The organism is Providencia sp. PROV200, from assembly GCF_049901995.1.
Classification (GTDB): Bacteria; Pseudomonadota; Gammaproteobacteria; order Enterobacterales; family Enterobacteriaceae; genus Providencia; species Providencia rettgeri_E.
The window spans coordinates 614,198-636,966 of sequence record NZ_CP096307.1; the positions used below are offsets into that span (position 1 = coordinate 614,198).

The 22,769-nt window shown below is 40.6% G+C and carries 18 protein-coding genes; 14 read left to right on the plus strand and 4 right to left on the minus strand.

The window, feature by feature from the left end:
- The first annotated feature begins 5 nt into the window (after positions 1–5).
- A complete protein-coding gene (locus tag M1E86_RS02630) occupies positions 6–1,187 on the plus strand; it encodes an MFS transporter (RefSeq protein WP_213914009.1) in 1,182 nt (393 codons plus the stop codon).
- A gap of 77 nt (positions 1,188–1,264) precedes the next feature.
- On the opposite strand, the gene M1E86_RS02635 is transcribed toward M1E86_RS02630, so the two are convergent.
- A complete protein-coding gene (locus M1E86_RS02635) occupies positions 1,265–2,248 on the minus strand; it encodes a quinone oxidoreductase (RefSeq protein ID WP_213914007.1) in 984 nt (327 codons plus the stop codon).
- A gap of 212 nt (positions 2,249–2,460) precedes the next feature.
- Here M1E86_RS02635 and dnaB point away from each other — a divergent pair, with 212 nt between their 5' ends.
- The 10 genes from dnaB to M1E86_RS02685 all read left to right on the plus strand — a co-directional run bounded on the left by dnaB (position 2,461) and on the right by M1E86_RS02685 (position 13,797).
- Positions 2,461–3,873 (plus strand): replicative DNA helicase, encoded by a 1,413-nt coding sequence (gene dnaB / locus M1E86_RS02640; RefSeq protein ID WP_004260904.1) that lies wholly within the window; start codon positions 2,461–2,463, stop codon positions 3,871–3,873.
- A 549-nt stretch (positions 3,874–4,422) separates the two neighbouring features.
- Positions 4,423–5,505, plus strand: coding sequence for an alanine racemase (gene alr, locus M1E86_RS02645; RefSeq protein ID WP_213914005.1), 1,083 nt, complete (start codon positions 4,423–4,425; stop codon positions 5,503–5,505).
- A 102-nt stretch (positions 5,506–5,607) separates the two neighbouring features.
- Positions 5,608–6,804 carry an aromatic amino acid transaminase gene (locus M1E86_RS02650; protein WP_213914004.1) on the plus strand — a complete coding sequence of 399 codons (1,197 nt, stop codon included), beginning with the start codon at positions 5,608–5,610 and terminating at the stop codon, positions 6,802–6,804.
- A gap of 426 nt (positions 6,805–7,230) precedes the next feature.
- Positions 7,231–7,791, plus strand: coding sequence for a fimbrial protein (locus tag M1E86_RS02655; RefSeq protein WP_213914002.1), 561 nt, complete (start codon positions 7,231–7,233; stop codon positions 7,789–7,791).
- Between the two features lie 94 nt (positions 7,792–7,885).
- Positions 7,886–8,596 carry a fimbrial biogenesis chaperone gene (locus M1E86_RS02660; RefSeq protein ID WP_213914000.1) on the plus strand — a complete coding sequence of 237 codons (711 nt, stop codon included), beginning with the start codon at positions 7,886–7,888 and terminating at the stop codon, positions 8,594–8,596.
- Complete coding sequence (locus M1E86_RS02665) at positions 8,571–9,149, plus strand: fimbrial protein (RefSeq protein WP_213913999.1); 579 nt, start codon at positions 8,571–8,573, stop codon at positions 9,147–9,149. The genes M1E86_RS02660 and M1E86_RS02665 overlap by 26 nt, the downstream gene beginning before the upstream one ends.
- Positions 9,150–9,157: 8 nt before the next feature.
- A complete protein-coding gene (locus M1E86_RS02670) occupies positions 9,158–9,691 on the plus strand; it encodes a fimbrial protein (RefSeq protein WP_213913997.1) in 534 nt (177 codons plus the stop codon).
- A 10-nt stretch (positions 9,692–9,701) separates the two neighbouring features.
- Positions 9,702–10,412, plus strand: coding sequence for a fimbrial biogenesis chaperone (locus M1E86_RS02675; RefSeq protein WP_213913995.1), 711 nt, complete (start codon positions 9,702–9,704; stop codon positions 10,410–10,412).
- Position 10,413: 1 nt separating this feature from the next.
- Entirely contained in the window at positions 10,414–11,178 is a 765-nt protein-coding gene (locus tag M1E86_RS02680) for a fimbrial biogenesis chaperone (RefSeq protein WP_282561414.1), read from the plus strand.
- A 57-nt stretch (positions 11,179–11,235) separates the two neighbouring features.
- Positions 11,236–13,797: a fimbria/pilus outer membrane usher protein gene (locus tag M1E86_RS02685; protein ID WP_213913992.1), complete on the plus strand. Its 2,562-nt coding sequence runs from the start codon at positions 11,236–11,238 to the stop codon at positions 13,795–13,797.
- Positions 13,798–13,885: 88 nt separating this feature from the next.
- Here M1E86_RS02685 and M1E86_RS02690 read toward each other — a convergent pair whose 3' ends face one another.
- Positions 13,886–15,067, minus strand: a complete 1,182-nt coding sequence (locus M1E86_RS02690; RefSeq protein ID WP_213913990.1) for a hypothetical protein — start codon at positions 15,065–15,067, stop codon at positions 13,886–13,888.
- A 333-nt stretch (positions 15,068–15,400) separates the two neighbouring features.
- On the minus strand, positions 15,401–18,235 hold the full coding sequence (gene uvrA / locus M1E86_RS02695) for an excinuclease ABC subunit UvrA (RefSeq protein WP_213913988.1): 2,835 nt from the start codon (positions 18,233–18,235) through the stop codon (positions 15,401–15,403).
- Between the two features lie 576 nt (positions 18,236–18,811).
- Between uvrA and M1E86_RS02700 the strand changes: the two genes are divergently transcribed.
- Entirely contained in the window at positions 18,812–19,333 is a 522-nt protein-coding gene (locus M1E86_RS02700) for a single-stranded DNA-binding protein (RefSeq protein ID WP_125892829.1), read from the plus strand.
- 284 nt (positions 19,334–19,617) lie between these two features.
- Here the strand turns inward: M1E86_RS02700 and M1E86_RS02705 are convergent, their stop codons facing one another.
- Positions 19,618–20,025, minus strand: a complete 408-nt coding sequence (locus M1E86_RS02705) for a helix-turn-helix domain-containing protein (protein ID WP_102139104.1) — start codon at positions 20,023–20,025, stop codon at positions 19,618–19,620.
- Positions 20,026–20,876: 851 nt separating this feature from the next.
- On the opposite strand from M1E86_RS02705, the gene ivbL reads away from it, so the two are divergent.
- Together ivbL and ilvB are read left to right on the plus strand one after the other, a co-directional pair.
- Entirely contained in the window at positions 20,877–20,966 is a 90-nt protein-coding gene (gene ivbL, locus M1E86_RS02710) for an ilvB operon leader peptide IvbL (RefSeq protein WP_413776238.1), read from the plus strand.
- A 103-nt stretch (positions 20,967–21,069) separates the two neighbouring features.
- Positions 21,070–22,767, plus strand: coding sequence for an acetolactate synthase large subunit (gene ilvB, locus M1E86_RS02715; protein ID WP_125892972.1), 1,698 nt, complete (start codon positions 21,070–21,072; stop codon positions 22,765–22,767).
- Positions 22,768–22,769 lie beyond the last annotated feature (2 nt).

A 22,769-nucleotide genomic window follows, 5' to 3' on the forward strand; every position in this document is an offset into this window, starting at 1 on the left:
AAGTTATGAGCAACCTATTCTTTTTAATGCTTTTTTTCGTACTTACTGCGGATGGCCTTATGGTCTTTCTCACGCCAGTTCTAGTTTACCAGTTAACAGGTAGTATTGAATATTCAGGTTTATCCTATGCTCTATGGTGGTTACCAAGAATATTAATTATTCCACTTATTGGTAAATACATTGATAGACTTGGAGTACGCCCACTTTCTATTTTATCTGATGTTATCAAATCAATAGGATGTCTATTTTTAGCTTTCAATGATTTTTCTTCAGACCTAATAATTGCAGTCGCATTTGGTATTGTGGGTAGCCTAATATCAATAGGAAATTCTCAAACTATTATTTCTTATGAGAAAATTATCTCATTAATAAGTTACAAAAAGGAATATCATGTTAATTTAATATCAAGAATGGACTTTTCTGGAATGATAGTAGGTCCATTGATTGGCATGATAATTATCGACTATGGGATTCGTACAGTACTTATCATTCCACTTTTACTTTATATTATTAATGCTCTTTTTTTTATTTTAAAGAAAAAAGAATTGAGCAATATGAAGCATGAAGATAATCAGAATGTTTCAGGTCAGGAAAATGGGCTGTTCAAACACCATTTTATCTATATTTTTTCTATACCAATATTGTTTTTAACCGTATTACTCGCCATTGGTAATAATATGTTTGATAGCATTATTGAATCGAGTGGTACGGCATTGATTGACAAAGAAATGGGGCTTCCTGCGAAGTATTTCGGTTTTATTGATGTTGCGGCTGGCCTTTGTGGTGTCACTGGAACCTATCTCTATAGTTCATTAACTCACTTTATTCAGCGGAAAAAACTTCTACTTAGCGCGGTTCTGATTATTACGGGGAGTTCGATTTTTTTAATATCATATCCTTCATCATTTATAATATTCGTTTGTTTCTACGCAATTTCTATTATTGGTAAAGTCTTTACAGGAAATATTTGTCGAATGGTACGTATAGAATGTATTCCGTCAAATTATTTTGCTGGAGTCTCATCTATTATTGTATTGCTTAATCAGTCTGTGCTCCCTTTTATTGGAATGGTTATATACTTTTTTGGCGATTCAACAACTGTTATTTATTATTTTATGTCAGTAGCAGTAATGATTTCTTTTATATCTGGCGTCTATGTTTATCGGCACATAGCTTCCTCTGTTTAAGCTCTAGAATTAAATCTTAAAAATAGATAAAGCCCCTTAACTAGCAAAAATGACTGGCTAATTAAGGGGGCTATTTATCACGGAATAAGCAAACTCGAACCTTGGGTTTTTCTTGATTCGATAGTGAGGTGGGCTTTTTGTGCATCTTTTAAAGCAAAAATTTGTGATTGCGGCACATCTACATTCACTTTGCCGCTTAAAATCATATCAAATAAGGCATTACTCGCTTGGTCTAGCTCAGCACGGTTAGTCACATAAACGCCTAATGATGGGCGAGTAACGTATAACCCGCCTTTTTGGTTTAAGATCCCCAAATTCACGCCAGTGACAGGGCCTGAGGCGTTACCAAAGCTAACCATCAAGCCACGACGTTTAAGTGAATCTAACGAGGCAAGCCATGTGGATTGACCTACAGAGTCATACGCTACATTCACTTTTTCGCCATGAGTGATTTCTTTCACGCGAGCTGCAATGTCTTCTGTTTGGTAATTGATCACTTCCCATGCTCCTGCATCTTTGGCTCTTAACGCTTTATCTGCAGAACCCACCGTGCCTATCATTTTAGCGCCTAGTGCGTTTGCCCACTGGCACGCTATCAGCCCAACACCGCCTGCAGCGGCATGGAATAGAAAAATTTCGTCACGGCTCAGTTGATAGGTTTGATGGAATAAGTAATAAACTGTCATGCCTTTTAATGAGCTGGCAGCAGCTTGCTCAAACGTAATGCCATCAGGGAGATGAGCGACCGCATTTTCAGGAACATTGTGGACTTCGCTATACGCACCTAGTGGGCCTTGCGCATAAACGACACGATCACCGGGCTTGAAACCTGTGACATGAGCACCGGTTTTTACAACAACACCCGCTGCTTCTGTACCAAGACCACTTGGCAGCTTAGCAACAGGGTATAAACCACTGCGCACATAGGTGTCGATAAAGTTAATCCCAATAGCACGGTTTTCAATTTGAATTTCGTTATCTGCTGGATTTACTGGGGAATAATCTACTAAGTTAAGTACATCAGCGCCGCCATGTTGCGCGAATTCAATACGTTTTGCCATGACAATCTCCAATAAGGACTATTCATTTTAATTACAATAACAATCGTTTTATCATAACGCCATGTTTCAATCAGAAGAATTATAGGTTTGTGCTTTCACTGATGTATTTTATCTTGTGATTACTTTGCGCAAAGACGCAAAGAAAACCACAAAAAAATAAGATTGGCGTATACTAAGCGCAGATCGTTAATTATAGACTTGGATATTAATGTATGGCTAAAAAACCCTCATCAAATTTTAAAACGGATGCCCCACGAGACCACCAAATGGAAGGGTTAAAACTTCCACCACATTCTCTCGAAGCGGAGCAGTCTGTTTTAGGGGGGTTAATGTTAGATAACGAGCGTTGGGATACCGTTTCTGAACGTGTGACTCATGCTGATTTCTTTAGCCGACCCCACCGCACCATTTTCTCGCAAATGCAATTTTTGCTTGAGCAAGGCAAGCCCATTGACCTTATCACCTTATCGGAATCACTAGAACAACAGGGTGAGTTGGATAGCGTCGGTGGTTTTGCTTATTTGGCTGAGCTATCTAAAAATACGCCAAGTGCAGCGAATATTAATGCTTATGCAGACATTGTCCGCGAACGTGCGATTGTTCGCGATATGATTTCTGTTGCTAATGAAATTGCGGATGCAGGTTATGATCCACAAGGGCGAAGCAGTGAAGACCTCCTCGATTTAGCCGAAACCAAAGTTTTCCAAATTGCCGAATCAAGAGCGAATAAAGACGAAGGGCCGAAAGGCATCGAAGCCATTTTGTCAGAAACCGTTGAAAAAATTGAGCAACTTTACCAGCAGCCTCACGACGGTGTTACTGGGGTTTCAACAGGTTACCAAGACCTCGATAAAAAAACGGCCGGCTTGCAAGGGTCGGATTTAATTATTGTTGCCGCGCGTCCATCCATGGGGAAAACCACCTTTGCGATGAACTTGTGTGAAAATGCGGCAATGACAGAAGAAAAACCGGTACTTATCTTCAGTTTGGAGATGCCAGGTAACCAAATTATGATGCGTATGTTGGCGTCACTATCTCGTGTCGACCAAACTCGCATTCGTACTGGGCAACTTGATGATGAAGATTGGGCGCGAATTTCAAGCACGATGGGTATTTTGATGGAAAAGCGCAACATGTACATCGATGACTCTTCGGGCCTGACTCCTACAGAGGTACGTTCACGTGCGCGCCGTATTTATCGTGAGCATGGTGGTTTAAGTTTGATTATGATTGACTACCTCCAATTGATGCGAGTTCCTGCTCTTTCTGATAATAGAACATTAGAAATTGCTGAAATTTCACGCTCACTCAAAGCGTTAGCAAAAGAGCTTAATGTTCCAGTGGTGGCACTGTCTCAGTTGAACCGAAGCCTGGAGCAACGTGCCGATAAACGCCCAGTTAACTCGGATTTACGTGAATCAGGGTCTATCGAGCAAGATGCGGACTTGATTATGTTTATCTACCGCGATGAAGTTTATCACGATAACAGTGAGCTCAAAGGCGTTGCTGAGATTATATTAGGTAAGCAGCGTAACGGACCAATTGGTACCGTGCGCTTGACGTTTAATGGGCAGTGGTCGCGTTTCGATAACTATGCGGGGCCGGCTTATAACGACGAAGACTAAATCCTCGTCATAAATACTCGTCATATTTCGCGCTGTCGCGGTGTTGGCTTCATTCCCTAATCCTAGTCACATACTTTTGTATGCTCCTAGGATTAGCTCAATCGCCGCCTAGCGACAACGCAAACTATTTAGAGTATTGAATTAGAGTATTGGGATCGTCATATTTCGCGCTGTCGCGGTGTTGGCTTCATTCCCTAATCCTAGTCACATACTTTTGTATGCTCCTAGGATTAGCTCAATCGCCGCCTAGCGACAACGCAAACTATTTAGAGTATTGGAATCGTCATATTTCGCGCTGTCGCGGTGTTGGCTTCATTCCCTAATCCTAGTCACATACTTTTGTATGCTCCTAGGATTAGCTCAATTGCCGGCTAGCGACAACGCAAACTATTTAGAGTATTGGAACTAGCGTATTAAAATTAAATGATCCATAAAAATAATATCGAATGGAAATTGATATTTTTTAGCGTATAACAAATAGAGAACATATTGGGCTGCCAAAGGGCAGCTTAATTTTTAGCGGGTTTAGAGAAAAAGAACGAGGAAACAATGAAAGCGGCAACCGCATTGATAAACCGCCGCGCTCTGCGACACAACTTGCAACGGGTGAAAGAGATTGCGCCAAATAGCCGAATGATTGCAGTTGTCAAAGCAAACGCTTATGGTCATGGGTTAGTAGGGGTTGGTCAGGCAGTAGAAGAGCTAGTGGATGGCTTTGGGGTGGCAAGGCTCAATGAAGCCCTACTATTACGGCAGCACGGTGTGGTAAAACCGATCGTGTTATTGGAAGGTTTTTTTGAACATTCTGACTTGCTGTTGATGGCAGAGCATCAGATTGACACGGTGATCCATTGTATTGAACAGCTTGAAATGCTTGAAGCTACCAAATTGCCTTATCCTCTGAAAGTTTGGATGAAATTGGATACCGGTATGCACCGCCTTGGTGTTCTTCCTAAAGATGCTGAAGACTTTTATCAACGCTTACAACGCTGCCAACAAGTTCAACTTCCTATCAATATTGTTAGCCATTTTTGCCAAGCGGACGCGCCTCATTTGCCGACAACTGAAAAACAAATTGCCTGTTTTAAACAGTTTATTGCTGGTAAAGAGGGGGATAAATCCATTGCGGCCTCCGCGGGGATCTTGCTCTGGCCAGAAGCACATTATGATTGGGTACGCCCAGGGATCATGATGTACGGAGCATCTCCACAAGAAGGTAAAAGCGCAAAAGACTTCGGTTTACTTCCTGCGATGACTCTAAAATCAACATTAATTGCGGTTAGGAAACATGCAGCAGGGCAATGCGTAGGTTACGGTGAAACATGGTGCAGTGATAAAGATACGCTGCTTGGGGTTGTTGCAATCGGCTATGGTGATGGTTATCCACGTAACGTACCTTCAGGTACACCCGTGTTAATTAATGGACGAAAAGTGCCTATTGTTGGGCGAATTTCCATGGATATGACAGTGGTGGATTTAGGGCTAAATGCCAATGATAAAGTGGGTGATGACGTTATTTTGTGGGGAAATCAACTGCCAGTTGAAGAAATTGCCACACAAACGGGCATTATCAACTATGAGTTGCTGACAAAGTTAACCTCTCGAGTTGCAATGGAATATGTAGACGAATAGCCAGCAAAGGGTTATTTTCAGGTAACAACGTAAAAATGACGTTAAATATGGTAAATCATCGCTTGGTTTATTTAGCGTAAAATAATGATTAGGAGATGTCCTGTGTTTGAACATGTAGATGCTTATCCGGGCGACCCAATTCTGTCGTTAATGGATGAATTTAATAAAGACACTCGTGAAAATAAAATTAATTTGAGTATTGGTCTTTACTACGATGGTGAAGGTAAAACCCCTGAGCTGGGTACTGTTGGAACGGCAAAAGCGACGTTAAGCCAATTGCCTGCGAGTGCATCCTTGTACTTACCTATGGAAGGTTTAAAAGATTATCGTACTGAATTACAAAAACTGGTATTCGGGGAAGATTGCCCGCTAATAGCACAGGAGCGTATTGCGACTGTCCAAACGATTGGTGGCTCTGGTGCATTGAAAATTGGTGCAGATTTTTTACATCAGTATTATCCAGACTCAGAAGTGTGGTGCAGTGACCCAACTTGGGAAAACCATGCCTCTATTTTTTCAGGTGCGGGTACAAAAGTGCATTATTACCCCTACTTTGATGAAAAAACCAAAGGCGTTAAATTTGATGAAATGTTGGCAACATTCAAAAAATTGCCAGCAAATAGCATCATTTTAATGCACCCATGCTGCCATAACCCAACAGGCTCCGACCTGACTCCTTCACAATGGGATGAAGTCACTAAAGTGGCATTAGAGTACAAACTGATCCCATTCTTAGATATTGCTTATCAAGGTTTTGCAGAAGGCATCAATGAAGATGCCTATGCGATTAGAACAATGGTTAAAGCTGGCTTGCCTGTGTTTGTTAGCAATTCATTCTCTAAAATCTTTGGTATCTACGGTGAGCGTGCCGGTGGACTATCCGTTATTTGCGAAAACCCAGATGAGCGCGACCGGGTATTAGGCCAGTTAAAAGCAGGTGTTCGCCGCTTATACTCAAGCCCGCCATCAAATGGGGCAAAAATTGTTGCAGCGGTATTAACCAATAGTGCAGAAAAAGCCAAATGGTTAGCAGAAGTGGAAGAGATGCGTTTGCGCATTTTAGACATGCGTACGGTACTGGTTGATGAGCTGAAAAAAGCATTACCAAACCACAATTTCGACCACTTATTAAAGCAACGCGGTATGTTCAGCTACACCGGTTTTTCTAAAGAGCAAGTTACTCGTCTGAAAGATGAGTTTGCCGTTTACTTGGTTGGAACTGGCCGTGTTTGTATGGCAGGCGTCAATCGCCATAATGTTAAACGCATTGTGGAAGCATTTGCGGCCGTTAGCGAATAATCATTTACTCTCCATCCGAGTTAACAAAAAGCGTAGGTCTGACCTACGTTTTTTTTGTCTCTTATATTTAGCGAGGAAGGCTATTTTTCATATAAAAATAAAAAATAGCCTTGTCATCGATAAATTGAATTTAAGTATCCCCCCTCCAAATGTGAATAAATGTTTCGGATCGTTTTTTTTAACTTACTGATAAATAGTCTTTATTTAACTTTCGTTATTTGTTTTTTTTAAAGTTTATTCACACTTAATCCGAGTTTTCTTACACCTTTCACGTTTATTTCAGAAAATAACATTCGTATCATAATCGCATCAAACAAAGAGGTATTAACTAGATTATTAGATATTACTGACATTTACCGTTGGGTAGGTGGAAAGAATAAACATTTAAAACTTTTAAAATTAAACTTTACTCTGAGAGACACACACATGACTTTATTAAATAAAATTGCACCTGCACTTATCATTGCATCAACATTCGTTACTCCTGCGGTATTTGCTGAAAACCAAGCAGCGACAATTACTTTTGAAGCTTTAGTTCGCGCTGCAAGCTGTAATGTGTCATCAACAACAGAAGGTTCAATGGTGAACTGGGGCGTATTTACAACTCAAGATTTAGCAAGTGCGACAAAAGGAAATGCGATTGGTGAAACGAAAAATTTCCATTTAACATTAACAGAGTGTTCAGCAGCAAAAGAAGGTGATTCAACGGTCTTTGTTCATGCATCAGGCTCAGCATCACCCTTTAATCCATCGTTATTTGCGAACTCTTCGGCAAAATCGCTCGCGGTTGAATTAAAAGCACTTGATGCAGATAATCTCGCTCAAGATATTTTACCTAATAAAGAAACGCAAATGACGGTTACCGATACTATTGTTAAAGATGGTTTTGCGAATATTCCAATGCAAGCACGACTCATTATGGTGAATCAAGCGACCGTCGGCGATAGCTTGAAAGTTCCGGTGACTTTTACGGTATCGTATAACTAAAAGTACCGCTTAAAAATGCGTAATATTGTGTTACATTACCAATAGTGTTATTCACAGAGTCCCTTTTAGGGACTTTGCTTATTAAGGTAACAACATGGTACTAAAAATACGCTATTTCTCGCTCTTATCTCACTTTAGTTTATTATTGTTAGCTTCATCATTTTCTTGGGCTGATGGCGTCAGCTTAGATGCAACACGTATTGTTTATCCTCAAGGGGATAAAAGCGTCTCTATCGCGATAAAAAATAGTCATTCACACGTTTCATATTTGACACGGACTTTCATGACGTCAGAAAGTCAGGATAGTAACGTGCCATTTGAAACAACCCCGCCTGTATTTAAAATCGCGCCCAATTCTCGACAAGAAGTTAGAGTATTAGAAAAAAGTAATAATTTACCGAAAGATAGAGAGTCACTGTTCTTTTTTCATGCCACTATGGTGGCGGGCCAAAGTCAAAAAGTGGACGGTGACGGTTTAAATATTGCTTATGATCACGTGATTAAAGTCTTTTACAGACCTAAAAATTTACCCTTAACTTCAGATGAAGCCCAAAAGAAATTGGTATTTCAAAGCCAAGGTAACCAATTAAAGGTGACCAATAATTCGCCTTATTATATTAATCTTGCACAAATCAGTATTAATAAACAAAAAATTAATATGAGTATGGAAAAAGGAAACACGACCATCGCACCGTATTCATCATTACAGTACCCCATCACTTCCAATATGCACAAAGGGACCGTTATTTGGCGTGCGATTACTGACTTAGGCGGGACCAATGAGTTTAAAGCACAGCTTCCTTAAGCGAGTAGTTTGCAGTATTTGTACTTTTTCTTTGGGGGGCGTTTATCCCCTGGCTTACTCAATAACAGAACAAGATATGAATATTGACCTTATCGTGAAAGGTTATGTTTCAAAAGGGACATGTGCATTTGCTTTTAGCCATAAAACGGTTAATTTTTCGCGTATCTTAACCGCAAAAGAGATTAATCATGTCGCCCCATCTGCGCCTACCGAGCCTTTTTCAGTCGAGTATCAATGCCAAGATTATAATACGGAAATACTCCCTGACTTGCAGGTAACCCTGACGGCAGATAACCAGTCGCAGATTATTGATGGTAAGCTCTCACCGAAAGATAATAAGACAAACGCGGCATTTACCTTTTTGCAATGTGATAGTTTAAAAAGAAACTGTACAGCCATTAATTTTATTAATCATGAAAGTGTGATTGATTTCCCTATTCAAAATGGAGATAACGAAAAACATTTTGAAGCTCAGGTTGTTAAATTAAATGATTCGGCGATACAGCCAGGAAAACTCAGCGCGGCGATTGTTTTTACATTTTTGCAGCCATAAGGGGAATGATGAGAATATTATCTAGCTTTATTCTATTTATTCTATCGTTTATTTCATTTTCTGCGTTATCAAATAATAATGCGGAATTTGATTTTAATGTGAAAATAATTTCTCAGATGTGTAAAATATCAGTGATTGGCACATCAACGAATGAAGTTGACTTCGGTAACTTAACATTTTCAGATATTCAAACAAATAAAGTGCAACCCATCCCAATTAAAATATCGTTGTCTGATTGCATAAGTAAAAATTTTACGCAATCTTATGTAAAAATATCGCCAAAAAACTATTTGGATACAGTGACCTTTATTGATGATCCAACAAAAGGATTTGGGATTAGTTTTTCTGAAAGTGACAATGTTGCAAGCTCAATGAATGTGAGTGATTTTTTAGAAAAAGACGCCAATGTCTGGACGCAAATTGATGCAAATAAACTCGATAAAACACTCTATACCTACGTGAGATGTGCATCAGGGAGTTCTTGCGAACCGCAAGTGGGTAATTTCCAATCCACTGTGACCTTTTCTTTTATTGTGGATTAATTGAGGTGATATGAAGCGATTAATAACATGGTTATCTCTGACTTTCTCATTATGTTTCAGTTTGCATGCTCTGGGAGCCGGTATTCGCTTGGATCAAACAAGGGTTATTATCAACAGTGATAATATTAGCCAAGTTTTTAGTATCACTAACGATGATAACTCGCCATATTTAATTCAAACGGCAGTTACCGATAAACTCGAAGGAAAAAAATCGCCTTTTTTCATCGTCACTCCCCCTTTGTTCCGGTTAGATGCCAACAGCAAGTTTACGGCTAAAATATTGGTGAACAATAAAAAAGCACTCCCCACAGAGAAAGAGTCATTATTTTATCTTTATACCCGAGCGATCCCTTCGACACAGCAGGTCAGTGGCCAAGAAAATAATGCCAAACTGACTTTTGTGACGAATATCGTCATCAAAGTATTATATCGGCCGAACCATTTAACCGTACCAAATACGGAAATATTCCAGCAAGTAACACTGTCTCAAAAAGGTAATCAATGGCAATTTAATAACCCAACGCCTTATTACCTGACCGTTGTGAATATACAATTAAACCAAAAAAAATATCCTCAGAATATGGTATTACCCCCGTTTGAGCAGGTTGTTATTAGCGATGTTGACGGTAAAATCACTCAAGCCAGTTGGCAAATGATTAATGATTTTGGTGGGCTATCGAATATTTTTTCTTACCCTTTAGTCTCCGCATCGGTAAAATAATATGAATTTACAGAATAAATATAATTTGAGTCCATTAAGATTTTTATGTGGTTTGGTGTTATTTATCGGGGCTATAACTCATTTTTCGGTCAATGCGGATCCTGATAATCTCAAATTTTCATTGCAAAGACTCACTTATATGGTGGGAGAGAAAAGTGTTTCAGTGAGTTTACGTAATACCAGTACTTCTGCTTATTTAATCCAAGCAAATATGCAGTGGCTTGATGAAAATACGGGGATTAATATTCTCAATAAAAAAGAGAAAATTCCATTTACGGTGACACCGCCTTTATATAAATTAAAGGGCGATGAATACTACAGTTGGCGAATTTTATTTACAGGGCAAACTCAGAATTTACCTTCCGATAGGGAAAGTGTTTTTTTAGTCCAATTAAAAGCAATTCCCTCAACCGAGCGTCAAAGTCAATCATCTCTGCAGTTTACCGTTACCCGCTCTTTGTTATTTAAAGTGTATTATCGGCCCGCAGATTTAAAAGATATAACATTAGAACAGGTCGCGGAAAAGCTCTCATTTCGACGTGAAAATAATGCGTTAATTGTTATGAATAACAGCCCTATTTATGCCACTTTTGATAATCTTTCTATCAATGGACATGCTTTTAGTGACGAGGCGCTTTTTTTATCTGTTCCGCCTTTTTCGGAACAACGGTTCCATTTTGAAAGTTTACCGTCGGGCTCAGTGTCCTGGGCGATTTTAGATGAGTACCTATTACCAACAAAACAAAAAACACGCTTAATACAATAATCATTAGCATTTATTTTTGCCTTTGGCTTGATGGCAATATACAGCGGTGGATTTATCATGACGTTATCTGATTTTAAAAAAGGTTTGCTACCCTCGTTAATCTTATTGCCTTTTATCAGTCAAGGTGACGAGTATTTCGATCCAAATTTACTCAATGAGCAGCTTGGCATCGATGCTAGCGACATTAATCTTAGTCAATTTTCAAAAGATAACAGCACCCCGACAGGGGAATATACGTTGCAGGTTTTTGTTAACCAACAGCCTAAAGGTGAGTTTCCCCTTAACTTTGTTTTAAATCAGCATGATGAGGTTGTGCCGGAATTAACCCTCAGAACATTAGCCTCCTTCGGAGTGAAAATTGATGCGATCCCTAAATTAAGGGGATTGCCTCAAGATTATGTTATTACTGCACTTTCTGATTATATTGAGGGTGCCAGTGTCAGCACGCAATTATCCACACTGAGTGTGAATATTAGCGTTCCACAAGTCGCGATGGACACTGCCGTAGAGGGTTATATCCCCCAAGAATTATTGGATGATGGGATCACCGCGTTAAAAACGAACTATGTGATCACGGGGAATCATTCGACAAATAACCAATCGTCATCAGGAAAACAAAAAAGCGATAATGTCTTCATTAACCTTAATAGTGGCTTTAACGTAGGGGCCTGGCGTCTTCGTTCAAGTTTATCTCATACGGATAATCATCAATATAATAACGGGACGAGTAGAAATGAAACGAAAACGCATTTCTCAAATACGGCTGTCTCCCGCAGCGTGTATAGCATGCGTTCCGAATTATTAGTCGGTGAAAGCAGTACTCGCAGTGAACTGTTTAATTCGATCCCATTTAGAGGAATTCAATTAAGTTCTAATGACCAAATGTTGCCCAGTAGCTTGCGTGGATTTGCTCCTGATATCAAAGGAATAGCCCAGTCGAATGCACAAATTACGATCCGTCAAAATGGGTATGTGGTTTATCAAACCTATGTACCTCCTGGGCCGTTTAATATTCAAGACCTCGCAACGGGAAGTAATTCTGGCGCATTAGATGTGACAATAAAAGAAGAGGATGGCTCTGAGCGGACATTTACTGTGGCTTTTTCTTCCTTGCCCATTATGCAACGGCCAGGAGGTTGGCAATATGAACTCACAACCGGTCGCTATGATGGCGGTGTGACGGTGGGGTCAAAAGAGTCTGATTTTCTTCTCGCCAGTGGTATTTATGGTTTGCCAAATGACATCACTATTTATGGGGGGGTTATTGCCGCGCAAGATTATTGGTCAGGCGTTTCTGGGGTTGGTTTTTCAATGGGGGACATCGGGGCGATTTCGGCCGATGTGACTCATGCACGGGCAACATTAGATACGCAAACACATCAAGCGCAGGCTTACCGTTTGCGTTATGCCAAAAATATTGTGGCCACAAACACGTCGATTGATTTGTCAGGGACGCATTACACCTCGAAGGATTATTACACTTTTAATAATTTCAATAACCATAATTATCGTTATATCGATGAGGTTGCTCCGTGGACGGGAATACAAGAACGGCGACAATATTCAGCGTCAATTTCGCAACCATTAGGAAACTATGGCAACCTTTATTTTTCGGGGAGTCGCAATGAATATTGGGATGACGCTCAAAATGTGACTCAGGTTTCAGCTGGCTATAATACGAGTATTAAAGGTGTTTCATACGGCATTAATTACAGTATTGATAGAACCAAAGACAGCGGACAATGGCCAGAAAACCGCCAGATAAGCTTTAATCTTAGCGTTCCGTTTAGTTTATTTTCGAATTCACCGACTGCACGTAACATCAGCAGTACTTATTCTATTAGCCATGATAATAACGGTAAAACAATCCAGCAAGCAGGGCTCAGCGGAAGTTTGTTAGATTCCAAACTGACTTATGGGGTTTCGCAAAGCTGGGGAAATCAAAACCAAAGAAGTTCAGGCAGCATTTATACTAACTACACTGGGTCGAAAGGGACACTCTCCGGGGGGTACAGCTACTCAAGCAACTATCATTCTGTGAATGCCGGTATTAATGGCGGTGTGGCCATTTATTCAGGTGGTTTATTGTTTGGGCGTAGCATGAGCGATAGCTTTGCTATTGTGGAAGCGGAAGGGGCGGAAGGAACGCGATTAACGGTCGGTAATACTCAAATTAATGGCCGAGGCCAAGCGATTTACCCCTATCTCTCCGAATACTCGAAAAACAGTGTGGGGTTAGATGTAAATTCATTACCCGATGACGTGACATTAGCACAGACATCAAAAACGATTTATCCCACCGCTGGTGCGATTGTGAAGGTAAAATTTGATACTCGTATAGGGTACCAAGTTATCATTCAATTAAATGATGATAACGGGGTTATCCCGTTTGGCGCTGTTGCCACGTTAGTTGAAGCCTCGGCAATAGAGGAAAACACCGGGCTGGTGGGCGATGATGGGCAGCTGTATATGAGTGGATTACCCGACTCTGGATTGTTACGCATTCAGTGGGGAGCCCAGAATAAGCAATCGTGTGATGTGCCGTTTAGTGACCTGCAGAATATGACACCCACCGCAGATAACCCGATTAGGGTACTTTCACTCGATTGCGTACATTAATGCGTGGAACAAAATAAACAGTATAGAGAAAAGATGTGCGGTAGTTACCACGTCTTTCTCTTTGAGACTTTGGCTGACCTTATGGTGATTAGCTTTTAATAAAAAACTCTAAATCTGCTTTTCCTTGATATTCACCACTTTCGACCTCAGGTGTTCGACACAATGCCCAAGATATATCAAATAACATTGATTTTTGGGTGTTTTTTACACCAAGATCGACTTCCTCTCCGTTGAAACTCATTAGCTGTGAGTGAGTAGAGTCATTGCAGCTTAACGTTACGGATTTACCTGCCTCATAAATACGACCAATAACCCAAGGTAAAGCATCTGATTTGGCGGTTGTATCAACAGGCTTCAACAGTAATTTTTTGGGGTTTGAGGCGTCATAATCTGTGTCTTTAGCTTTTGCTATCATTCTTATGCTGTCTTGCTTGCTCCCATTACACGTTACTGTTAATGACGATTTATGTAATGATTGCATTTCATCTAAAAAAGAGTGTTTAATCTGGCTGTTGGTGACATTACTCACTTCACAATAACGTAAAATCGTAATATCTGCATCGATATTTAAGCGAATGGCACTTCTTGCCGCGGTACTGTGTCCGCTGGTTATAAAATACAATGGCGTTTGGTTACTGTATTGCATCTTGCCAGAAGGCAAATCACTATCAACATACAATAATTGAGGGCGAGAAACAGATAAAGTCAGGCTCTTATGGCCCCCTTTAGGGACTTGCTTGAAACTATCTCTCGGGTAAAGACAGGCGTCGCTCACGCCAGGTAGTGGAATATTAGAAAGTTTATCACTATTATCTGCTGTGAAAAACGTACCATGATAAGCGGGTTCTAAACGGTTACCAAATTGACTAATAACCAAATCATAGTCTAGCTGTGGAATAACATAGGCGTTAATACCGCCTTCTTGATTAACTAATGGAGCTGCATGGGTATTTGCAACGACATAAGGAACCCGAGAAAAGCCAGATAGCTTACATTGTGACTGGCTATTACTGATACCTAATAATGGCAATGTTTCCAACCAGTAATCTCGTTTTACCGTCGCATAAACGGGTTCGACATTCATGACGGTATCTCCACTCAAGGTGCCTTGAATTTCCCTGACAATACGCTCTGACGATGTGAGGTCGACAACACCATGTAATTTTAATGTAGCGGTCCCGACGACAGCAGATTCACCGATAAAAGAGGCCCCCAGTAGACTAAGCAATAAAAGAGAAGTGAGGCTCGATTTATGTGTTTTTGTGTTCATCGTCTTATTCCGCCACAGAGAAGAAAAGCTACTCAGTATAATATACGTTGTTTTAATTCATTCGTCATATAAATGGCAGAAATCAATAGGGTATTTGCATCTCAGGTAAAATTTCTAAAAATAAAGAGGATAATGTTTTAATCACCAGAGATAAGTGAATAGATATATCTATATTCTATAAAATGAGGGGGTTATTGATTGAAACTAAAGGGATTATTCTAATCTTCACCTAAAGGGAATTGGATAAATCTAACGGCTAAGAATTATTTGGTTTAGTTTAGTAGATAGAAAAAAGGGAAAACGGATAACGTTTTCCCTATGAGTGTTTTATGCTTAATACCCGCGTTCTAAAATCGTTTTTAAGAACCTAGCGGTATGGGACTTTTTACATTCAGCCACTTCTTCTGGCGTGCCGGCAATTAAAATTTCACCGCCACCGCTACCGCCTTCAGGGCCTAAATCAACAATCCAGTCTGCCGTTTTAATCACATCAAGGTTATGTTCAATGACCACGATAGTATTGCCTTGGTCACGTAGCTGATGCAGAACCACTAACAGCTGTTGAATATCCGCAAAGTGTAGGCCAGTTGTTGGTTCATCCAAAATATAGATAGTTTGTCCTGTTCCGCGTTTAGATAATTCTTTAGCTAATTTCACACGCTGTGCTTCACCACCAGAGAGCGTCGTCGCTGATTGGCCGAGGCGGATATAGGATAAACCAACGTCCATCAGCGTTTGTAACTTACGGGCAAGGGCGGGGACGGCATCAAAAAATTCACGAGACTCTTCAATGGTCATATCCAGCACTTCATGGATATTTTTACCTTTATATTTAATTTCTAGTGTTTCGCGGTTATAGCGTTTGCCTTTACATTGGTCACAAGGGACATACACATCAGGTAAGAAGTGCATTTCAACTTTGATAACGCCATCACCTTGGCAAGCTTCACATCGGCCGCCTTTAACGTTAAAGCTAAAGCGCCCTGGGTTATAACCACGAGTTCGAGACTCAGGCACACCGGCAAATAATTCACGAACAGGTGTAAACACACCGGTATAGGTAGCAGGGTTGGAACGTGGTGTACGGCCTATTGGGCTCTGGTCAATATCAATGACTTTGTCAAAGTGCTCTAAGCCTTCTACATCCAAATAAGGGGCAGGGGTGATGGTGGTCGCCCCATTTAATTGGCGTTGAGCAATAGGGAATAGAGTGTCATTGATGAGCGTTGATTTACCGGAACCTGATACACCAGTAATACAAGTAAATAAACCCACAGGAACTTTTAGCGTCACATTTTTTAGATTGTTGCCTTTGGCTCCAAATACCGTCAGCATTTTATCTTTATTAATTGGAACGCGTTTTTGCGGGATATCAATTCTGCGCTCACCGCTTAAAAATTTACCGGTGAGTGAATCTGGGTTTGCGACAATATCTTCCAGTGTTCCTTGGGCAACAATCTGCCCGCCATGCACCCCAGCACCGGGTCCGATATCAATCACATGGTCTGCGGCGCGGATCGCGTCTTCGTCATGTTCAACGACGATCACGGTATTTCCTAGATCACGAAGATGGATTAATGTTTCAAGTAAGCGGTCATTATCCCGTTGGTGTAAGCCAATTGAAGGTTCGTCAAGAACATACATCACTCCCACTAAACCCGCCCCAATTTGGCTGGCTAAACGAATGCGTTGTGCTTCACCACCAGACAAGGTGTCAGCAGAACGTGAAAGTGTCAGATAATTAAGCCCAACATTGACGAGAAATTTCAGGCGATCGCCAATTTCTTTTAAAACTTTTTCTGCGATTTGAGCGCGCTGACCTGTGAGTTTTAGGTTCTGGAAAAATTCCATTGCGTGGCCAATGCTGTAATCTGCGATTTCAGGCAATGTCGTATTTTCAACAAATACAAAGCGCGCTTCTTTACGTAAGCGAGTCCCATGGCAAGAAACACATGGGCGGTTGCTGATATATTTCGCTAATTCTTCACGGACAGCCGTTGATTCTGTTTCTTTATAACGGCGTTCCATATTATTGAGCACGCCTTCAAAAGGGTGTCGGCGCACGGTGATGTCACCACGATCATTACGGTATTTAAACTCAATCGCTTCTTTGCCTGAGCCGTATAAAATAATTTTTTGAATAGCAGGGCTTAAGGTGTCGTAAGGCGCTTCCACATCAAATTTATAATGCTCAGCTAATGACATCAGCATCTGAAAATAGTAAAAATTACGGCGATCCCAACCCCGAATTGCACCACCCGCGAGTGAGATTTCAGTATTTTGAATGACTCTTTCGGGGTCAAAAAACTGCTGAACACCTAAGCCATCACAGCTCGGACAGGCGCCTGCAGGGTTGTTAAAAGAAAATAGGCGAGGTTCAAGTTCCACCATACTGTAGCCGCAAACGGAACAGGCAAAATTAGCAGAAAAAACCAGTTCTTCTGAATTGGCGTCATCCATATCTGCAACAATTGCGGTACCGCCAGACAGTTCTAATGCAGTTTCAAAGGATTCAGCTAAACGCTGAGCGATATCCTCACGAATTTTAAAACGATCGACAATCACTTCAATGGTATGTTTTTTCTGTAATTCGAGCTTTGGCGGGTCGGATAGATCGCAAACTTCCCCATCAATTCGGGCACGGATATAGCCTTGGCTGGCTAAGTTATCGAGTAACTTAACGTGCTCCCCTTTACGTTCTTTAACGACAGGCGCAAGTAGCATCATTCGGCGATCGGTGGGCTGAGCCAGAACATTATCGACCATCTGGCTAACAGTTTGAGCCGCAAGAGGTATGTCGTGATCAGGGCAGCGAGGTTCACCAACACGTGCAAATAATAACCGCAGATAGTCATGAATTTCTGTGATGGTTCCGACTGTCGAACGTGGGTTATGTGAAGTGGATTTTTGTTCAATCGAAATCGCAGGGGATAACCCTTCAATATGATCGACATCCGGTTTCTCCATTAAAGAAAGAAACTGGCGAGCATAAGCAGATAAAGATTCAACATAACGGCGCTGACCCTCTGCATACAGGGTATCAAAAGCTAAAGATGACTTCCCTGAACCAGATAACCCAGTAATAACAATGAGTTTGTCGCGAGGGATGATGAGATTGATGTTTTTCAGATTATGCGTGCGTGCGCCGCGGACTTCGATATTATCCATTTACCACTTCCCGGATGATTTGATATTGAACAATCGCAAGGGACTATTATCACATATTTATGGCTGAATGGATATACAGTATTTCCTATTCGTCATATTTCAAACCGTGGCGTTGTTGGCTGCTCTCAGTTACGCAGGTCACATACTTTTGTATGCTCCCTACGATATCTTCGCTTGCCGCCTAGCCACAATTTGAACTATTTAGAATAGGTTCTGCTTGTCATATTTCAAACCGTGGCGGTGTTGGCTGCTCTCAGTTACGCAAGTCACATACTTTTGTATGCTCCCTACGATATCTTCGCTTGCCGCCTAGCCACTGTTTGAACTATTTAGAGTAAGATTTTAATGGTGAAACAAAAAAACAGAAAAACAGCGATCTGAATTTATCGAAAAGATAGATGCGGTGTGCATTATTTTGTGTCTATACTGATAAAAGCACTATGAAATTTCACTAAAAGCTGGAAAGCGTTTCGCAAATTAACAAGCTCAATTTCAATTATTGGTGCAAATCAGCTCTGTCGTGGTAAACTTCACGGCTAATCCAGAGATTAAAATTCAATGCATCAGGAGTAATAAATGGCCAGCAGAGGCGTAAATAAAGTAATTCTTATCGGTAACCTAGGACAAGATCCAGAAATCCGTTATATGCCTAACGGCGGAGCTGTGGCAAACCTGACTCTGGCAACTTCTGAAAGTTGGCGTGACAAGCAAACCGGTGAGATGCGTGAAAAAACCGAATGGCACCGCGTGGTTATTTTTGGCAAACTTGCTGAAGTCGCTGGTGAATACCTGAAGAAAGGTTCACAAGTCTATATCGAAGGTTCTCTGCAAACACGTAAATGGCAAGACCAAAGTGGTCAAGACCGTTATACGACAGAAGTTGTTGTGAATATCGGTGGCTCAATGCAAATGTTAGGTGGCCGTGGTGGTGATGCATCTTCACAAGGTCAGGGTGGCCAAGGTGGTTGGGGTCAACCTCAGCAGCCACAAGCAGCACAGCAATTTAGTGGCGGCGGAGCCCCTGCAGCACGTTCATCAGCGCCTGCTCCACAAACCAATGAACCACCAATGGACTTCGATGACGATATTCCGTTCTAATTGATTTACTAATTAGAATACATAAATAAAATAAAGGCTTCTTTGTGGAGCCTTTATTGTTTAATAAACAATAAAATTAAAATTATATATCCAGAAAATTATTTTTTTTATTAATATGGTAAACTAAATATAAAACTAAAACCTTAAGGGTTTATTAATTTTAAATTAAGAGTTTCTTAAATGAATGGAAAATAAAAAAAGCCCCAGTAATTAACTTACATAGGGCTTTGTACTGGTCGCGTTATTAAAAAAGGAAATATAAATTTTATTTTCATATTAGCGTATCAAGCTACTTTAGGTTCCAGTAGTAATGGGTCATTTTGACTTTCACCGGACAGTCGGTAGATTGACGGTGACGTACCTAAATAAGCTCTAAATCGCTTCGCAAAAGATTGCTGGGAGTCAAATTGGTATTTTAATGCAATATCAATAACCTGGAGTTCAGTGGAGCATAGGTCTTTTGCGGCTTCACAGATCCTCCTTCGGCGAATATATTCACCTAAAGGCATACCAACGACTTTTCTAAATACTCTTTGTAAATGCCATTTTGTATATCCTGATTTTAGTGCGATATCATCAAGTAATAGACGACTGGTTAAGTTCATTTCAATCCAAACTAATATTTCATTAACAACTGTAGATTGAAATTCTGTGTATTTCCCATTGCAGGGAACAGGGATTTCTTTATACATAATATCTTCCTATTAGTTACTTTTTAATCTTATCCCTCATTCAGTCAATAGCCAATAAATAAATAGTAAACAAAGTTGAATACAGTTTGTTAATTGGCAAAATAGACAAAATACCGATTTTTAATTAGTTTATAGCCAGTGGAGTTTATCTTAAGAAAATATATTTATAGGGTTAATGGCTGACAATATAGGTAACGATTATACTCTCGAGTATAAAATAACGGTATAATGGCAAAAGTTATCATTGATGGCTTGGGATAAATTTCCGTAACATGAAAAAAACTCATCAAAATCGTAGTGGATCACTCATTGCTTGCACTTTAGCCCTTTTATGAGCTTCATAGGTATGTAGTAATAAGTTAGTAGTGCTGATTATATTAATCATATGATACCGCAGAAAATAATGTATTTTTCTCCATTAACCGCAGTCCCAATAACCACCAACCACAGAAAGAATAATCGCATTTTTGGAGATAAATAATGCAAGTGTTATGGTTAACCACCAAACGGATTTTGGCATATATACCTCTGTTTATTAATTAAAAATAAATTAGCTAATGTTTCCATCAAGGGCGAAATCCCTTGAGTTGGAGCAAAGGATACAACTTGAAGTTAACTTTAAGTCAAGGTTTTGTTGGGATTTTGAATGGTGATTAATTCTATATTTTTTTATTTTGCTAGATAATATCTCTGAGTGAGTGGAGTGTGATGAGTGTCGCAATTACTATTCCTTTGGGATAAAACAAGAAAAAATGATTGTCATGCTGGGAAATTTATGTTTTCTTAAGAAAAGAAATTGAAAAACAATAATCAAATAAATTAGACAGACTAAACAGGAAGAACCCGTGAACATGACTATTAATCACTCAAACCTACTACTAACCGCGCCACGTGCCGCGGTGGTCGTGCGTGTGGTGGTGGTCGTGGGCTTAGCGCCGTAACGGGTACAAATCAACGCAGATTTAGAAACCCCGCCGGCGCAAACCGAGCGGGGTTTTTTATCACTTCTCGCTCAAGTCCGCAGGCTAGCAAAGGATAATTATGATGAGCGAATCGGGCACCACAACACCACATAAAACCCGCTTTACGGGCGCAGAATTAATCGTACATTTACTGGAAAAACACGGTATTACCATCGTTTCTGGCATTCCTGGGGGAGCGGCTTTGCCTTTTTATGATGCATTAGGCCAAAGCCAGAAAATCCGTCATATACTGGCTCGCCATGAGCAAGGTGCAGGTTTTATTGCTCAGGGAATTGCGCGTACCACAGGGAAAGCCGCGGTTTGTATCTCTTCAAGTGGACCTGGGGCAACAAACTTAGTGACGGCTATTGCCGACGCAAAACTGGATTCTATCCCGTTGGTTTGCATTACGGCTCAAGTTTCTTCGTCAATGATTGGCACAGATGCTTTCCAAGAGGTTGATACCTATGGCATTTCGATTCCAGTAACGAAACATAATTATTTGGTTCGTAATATCAATGAATTGCCACAAGTGATTTGTGATGCTTTTCGTATTGCAGAGTCAGGCCGCCCTGGACCTGTTTGGATTGATATTCCAAAAGATGTTCAAACTGCCACAATTGAACTAACTGAAATACCAGAAGTATTACCGAAAGATAAAGCGCCTGCATTTGACATGGAAAAAGTTCTGCAAGCGGCTGAAATGATTAATAACGCGAAACGTCCAGTCTTGTATTTTGGTGGTGGGGTGATTAGTTCCGATTCCACAGAAACCGCAATCGCCTTTGCGGAAAAAGCCTCATTGCCAACCACCATGACCTTAATGGCACTTGGTACTATCCCGATGAGGCATCCGTTATATTTAGGTATGTTAGGTATGCACGCTGCGGCGAGTACTAACATGATAATGGAAGAATCGGATCTATTGATTGTTATAGGTGCCCGCTTTGATGACAGGGCGATAGGTAAGGCAGAAAAATTTTGTCCTAACGCGAAAATCATCCATGTGGATATCGATAAAGCAGAAATCAGCAAAATTAAGCGTCCAGATATCGCTATTCATGCAGATGCAGGACAAATATTGGAATTGTTATTGCCTTTGGTTGAACGTAATGAGCGCGCTGATTGGGTGGCGCAAGTCAATCAATTAAAAGAGAAATATCCACTGAATTTCAGTGATGCGGATAACCCGCTGAATCACTATGGCTTAGTTCTGTCTACAGCACGTGCAGCAGGTGAAGATGCCATTGTGACAACGGATGTTGGTCAGCACCAAATGTGGGCAGCTCAAGCTTATCCTCTGTCTCGTCCACGTCAATGGCTGACATCAGGCGGGTTAGGTACCATGGGGTTTGGTCTGCCTGCTGCGATAGGCGCGGCGTTAGCAAAACCTGAAAAAACGATAGTGTGCTTCTCTGGTGATGGCAGTTTGATGATGAATATTCAAGAACTGGCAACCGCAGCGGAACATCAGTTAAATATCAAAATCATTTTAATGAATAACCAAGCATTAGGAATGGTTCATCAACAACAAGATTTATTTTTTGAAAACCGCATATTTGCTGCAGCTTATCCGTACCAAACTGACTTTATCAAAATTGCGGCAGGGTTCGGTTTGCAAACTTGCGATTTAAATAATGAAGCAGACCCTGAAATGGCGTTAGAAGCGATAATGAATACCAAAGGTCCATGTTTGATCCATGCCTTGATTGATGTTAATCAGAAGGTATATCCAATGGTTCCACCGGGTGCAGCTAACATTGATATGATTGGAGCGTAATT